Genomic DNA, 3585 nt, shown 5'->3' on the forward strand with positions numbered 1-3585 from the left:
CATGTGTCCGAAAAAGTCCTTGGACATAAACTCGGTGGTGTTCTTTCTGTTTACGATCAGCATGAATACATAAAAGACCAGATAGATGCAGTGAATGCCCTGGCTAATCACATATTGTCCTGCGTCGAATAACCTTTGCTTTTGAAAAAATCCATGACTTCGCTATACCGGTATAATGCGCCTCCGCGAATGGGGGCGTAATTTTCATCGGGCTTCGGGAACGGTGTACCCTGAGCATCCCATTCCTGGCGCTTTCTCCAGAAAGTAGTCCGGGAAATCCCCCCGAGCATACCCTGAATTTTACTGCGGCAAATTAAAAAGCTTGGTGCATTATTATCCATATTTCTTTTCCTTCTCTATCATGCGAACGTACACATTCAGCCACAGCGCAGGCACTGAGCGCTTAAAGTGATATTCAGTTAACATCCGGGTAAACCTTTCGAGGTAACTCTGTAGGATGGTGCGGCGCTTGTCGTCGTTAAGCGGTCGGTTAGCTTCAAGTTCGTGATAGCATTCCCTTGCTATTCGTATGCGTCCGTTCTCTGCTTCCTGTGGTGTCATTGGTCACCTCAGATTTGTGATTCCCTGATTTGACGGGACAGTGTGACACTCAGTTCATCGATTTTATCAGCCATGTCCTGAAGCGACTGAATATCATCCTTGCGCACTTCAATGGTGATTATCTTTTTAATCAACTGCTCCAATTTTGGGTAATAGCCAATGGTCGCCGTAACTTCCTGTCCGGCATTCTTTCCTTCTTTGGCTATTTTAATTTCACTGAGGATTAACTGGTGTGGGTCTGATGTAATAACGTATTGGCCTAATTTAATATTCATTTTTCATTCTCCGCCTCTTTCATCATCAGGAATACTTCCATAGCGGCGCGTAGTGGGTTTTTATTTTCTGATGTAAACCACGGCTGATTGGTCGCGCCCCACACGCCAATCTCGTTCCAGTCTGAAATCAGGCTGATGCCATTCTCAATAACAATCGGCATTGCGTCCGCCGGGTTGTTGCAGGGGTTGAACTCACCAACAGCACAAAAGTTATTTTGAGCCATTACAGTCTCACCATCGCAAAAAACATCATAGAAATAACGCAACCTCAATAACACATCAGCCACGGCCTTATTAATCTCAAAGTCTGATTTGTCACGATATTTGTTCATTGATTAACTCCAGTTCATCCTCAAGCCACCATGATGTCACTCCGTATTCATCTTCAACGGAATAAGGCAATGCAACATCCTTATCATCAATGGCGCAAATGGTCCCATTAACATCCCATAACTCAATATAAACTTTATCGCCTACCTTAAATTTCATCTCACCACCTCCGCACACACTAATTCAACATTCCGCACAGCCATTACCTGCACTGCGCGGCTCTCACATTCTTCGAGCGTATAAATATCATCAGTAACAGGCACAGCAGAGCCGTGCATTACCAGTAAATGGAAGCAATCAAAAAATGACATGAAATATGTCATCAAATGATTACGTATATAGTGAAAATTGATTTAAATCATGAATGGTATTCATACCTACATATTCGAGTGGAAAAAAGATAACAATTAACCATAATTATTTTATTGATGTCATACATATGAACATAAAATGATTAATTCACTTGAAAATTACAAAAAAACAAAGTCTGTAGCTCCGCTTTTTAAATTGGGCGCTTGCATTAAATCTATTTTTCACATTCTGATGGTGGTCATGATTATCATCATTATTTCGCCTATTGCTGTTGCCGTAATGGTCTGAGCCATGTACAAAATACGGCATACATATTATCCATCACCCCTCCTGAGTCTGCTTAAATTCACCAGCTGATTTTTTAATCCATATCTGCAAGGCTCTATATAACCTGTATTGCTCCTCTTGCGGCATTAAACCGTCATAGTGATGAGACTCAAGTGACTCGCCGATATGAAATAAAAAGTCCCCGCTTAAGCTTAAGATTATTACCTGAATATCTTCGTCTGTGATTTTCATATTCACCCCTGAATCCGCTTAAATTCGATGACCCAGCACCACGGGTTTTTATACCAGGCCTCTACACCGTAAATTGAACGCCATATCTCGCTATATGCGGATTTTGCATTCTGATGTGGCTGATTACCTCCTGGCGCATAAAAGCCTCTCAGCCAGTTGCCCTCATTACCATAGCGACCAGTAACAACGCCTTCCGCTATTGCATCTTCCTGTGATATTTCCTGCACCCGTTGCAACCAGACATCGACAATCTCAATTTCACCTTTGATATTGCTGCTTTTGTCTGCGAACGGGATTTTTTTATCAACCAAGCCATACGGAAAGTTTCGCTCTAAACTGTGCCCTGGTGCGACAGTAATGCGCTCGATGTCTTTACTCCAGCCCGCACCAAAAACCTCATAGAAGTTTCCGTTTAATATCGGCTGTGGCTCAATCAACCACCGCGTCTGCGTCTTTCTGCCGTCAATAACAGCGGCCAACATTTCGTCGCTGAATTTGATTCTGTCTTTCATATTCATTCCTCTGTTATCAGCATCCCTGTCGGTTAATGCAGTTATATTTCAACTGCACCTTCATCAGGATATTCAGTGCAATAAAAAATAGTCACATCCTTATCTTCACTATCAACATGGAAATCTGTTTGCAAAGTAAATTCAGTTTCCATGTCAATTCCAGGTGTTCTTACGGTCATTCCTGCAAAGTCAGCCATCATTCTTATCTGCTCTGCTGTCAGTGTAATTTCCATCATCACTCCTTATCTCAGCATCCCTGCATTACGCTTCATCCTGAAACCATTTTCTTTTTAATCAGATAGGTCAGATATCTCACCGCTCTGCGATAAAATTCAGGTCTGTCTTCTGATATGTAATATCCTGGATATCCAGTATCGGATTCGGGCTTTTCAAACGGGTATTTCATGAATACCCGCGCCTTTACCTCAGCCTTTATCGCAGCATCCTTGCTGAAATACCGGCGGTTTCTGGTAGGGGCGAAGTAAACCCGTACATTCATTTCCTGTATGCACATGATTGCTTCCTCTGGCTTACGCGTCATCCTGAAACGGTGGGGTTATGCACCAAGACTTTTAGCCAGCGAGACAGCCCTTTCCAGATTGCCTCGCGTGACCTTTTGTTTGTGCTGAATTTTGTTTGTGGTGGGGTAAAACAGAACCTTTCCGGCTGGTGTTGAAAAATGAATTGTTCCGCTTCCGTCCTGTGTAAACGGAATATCAATCCCTGATAACTTCCCTGTATTTTCTTTTAATCGCTGCTGCTTCCGTTCTTTGGCATCTTCACGCATTGCGCGGAATATATCGCCCATGTCACCCATGTTTTAATGTCCCTTCATATCGGCCTTATGGCTCTGGTACACGACATCTAACTTTTCCGTGTTTTCTGCATCACCAGTGAATTTATTTTTCAGCCACTGGTATGATTTTTCGAATTGCTCAGATTCCATTTCTCCTACTTTGGCGGTGAAGTCTGCAAGCATCATATTGTTCGTTGCCAGTCTGCTAACCCGGTATTCAACACGCTTTCCACGGGAGACTGTAAGCATCATGGATAACTCGCCGTCGATGTCGCTCATG

At 43.0% G+C, this 3585-nt stretch carries 10 protein-coding genes and 1 pseudogene; 1 reads left to right on the forward strand and 10 read right to left on the reverse strand.

Annotated elements, in window-relative coordinates:
* Positions 1–132, forward strand: a pseudogene (locus N7387_RS21430) (integrase); the annotation flags it as partial.
* Here the strand turns inward: N7387_RS21430 and N7387_RS20965 are convergent.
* From N7387_RS20965 to N7387_RS21010, 10 genes are all read right to left on the reverse strand, one after another.
* Positions 108–341, reverse strand: a complete 234-nt coding sequence (locus tag N7387_RS20965; RefSeq protein WP_214181465.1) for a helix-turn-helix domain-containing protein — start codon at positions 339–341, stop codon at positions 108–110. The pseudogene N7387_RS21430 and the gene N7387_RS20965 sit on opposite strands and share 25 nt — an antisense overlap.
* Positions 342–569: 228 nt before the next feature.
* A complete protein-coding gene (locus tag N7387_RS20970) occupies positions 570–836 on the reverse strand; it encodes a DUF5405 family protein (protein WP_194857171.1) in 267 nt (88 codons plus the stop codon).
* A complete protein-coding gene (locus tag N7387_RS20975) occupies positions 833–1168 on the reverse strand; it encodes a phage protein NinX family protein (RefSeq protein ID WP_279800907.1) in 336 nt (111 codons plus the stop codon). Before N7387_RS20975 ends, N7387_RS20970 begins: the two co-directional genes overlap by 4 nt.
* Complete coding sequence (locus tag N7387_RS20980; protein ID WP_279800908.1) at positions 1152–1325, reverse strand: hypothetical protein; 174 nt, start codon at positions 1323–1325, stop codon at positions 1152–1154. Before N7387_RS20980 ends, N7387_RS20975 begins: the two co-directional genes overlap by 17 nt.
* A 474-nt stretch (positions 1326–1799) precedes the next feature.
* On the reverse strand, positions 1800–1997 hold the full coding sequence (locus N7387_RS20985) for a hypothetical protein (RefSeq protein WP_279800909.1): 198 nt from the start codon (positions 1995–1997) through the stop codon (positions 1800–1802).
* Between the two features lie 2 nt (positions 1998–1999).
* Positions 2000–2509: a hypothetical protein gene (locus N7387_RS20990; protein WP_279800910.1), complete on the reverse strand. Its 510-nt coding sequence runs from the start codon at positions 2507–2509 to the stop codon at positions 2000–2002.
* Positions 2510–2550: 41 nt separating this feature from the next.
* Entirely contained in the window at positions 2551–2745 is a 195-nt protein-coding gene (locus N7387_RS20995) for a hypothetical protein (protein ID WP_279800911.1), read from the reverse strand.
* Positions 2746–2777: 32 nt separating this feature from the next.
* Complete coding sequence (locus N7387_RS21000) at positions 2778–3023, reverse strand: hypothetical protein (RefSeq protein WP_279800912.1); 246 nt, start codon at positions 3021–3023, stop codon at positions 2778–2780.
* A gap of 42 nt (positions 3024–3065) precedes the next feature.
* Positions 3066–3326 carry a hypothetical protein gene (locus N7387_RS21005; RefSeq protein ID WP_279800913.1) on the reverse strand — a complete coding sequence of 87 codons (261 nt, stop codon included), beginning with the start codon at positions 3324–3326 and terminating at the stop codon, positions 3066–3068.
* A gap of 3 nt (positions 3327–3329) precedes the next feature.
* Positions 3330–3585: hypothetical protein (locus tag N7387_RS21010; protein WP_279800914.1), on the reverse strand; the 256-nt coding region annotated here is incomplete at its 5' end.

The organism is Morganella sp. GD04133 (genome assembly GCF_029835375.1).
In the GTDB taxonomy this organism is placed as follows: domain Bacteria; phylum Pseudomonadota; class Gammaproteobacteria; order Enterobacterales; family Enterobacteriaceae; genus Morganella; species Morganella morganii_B.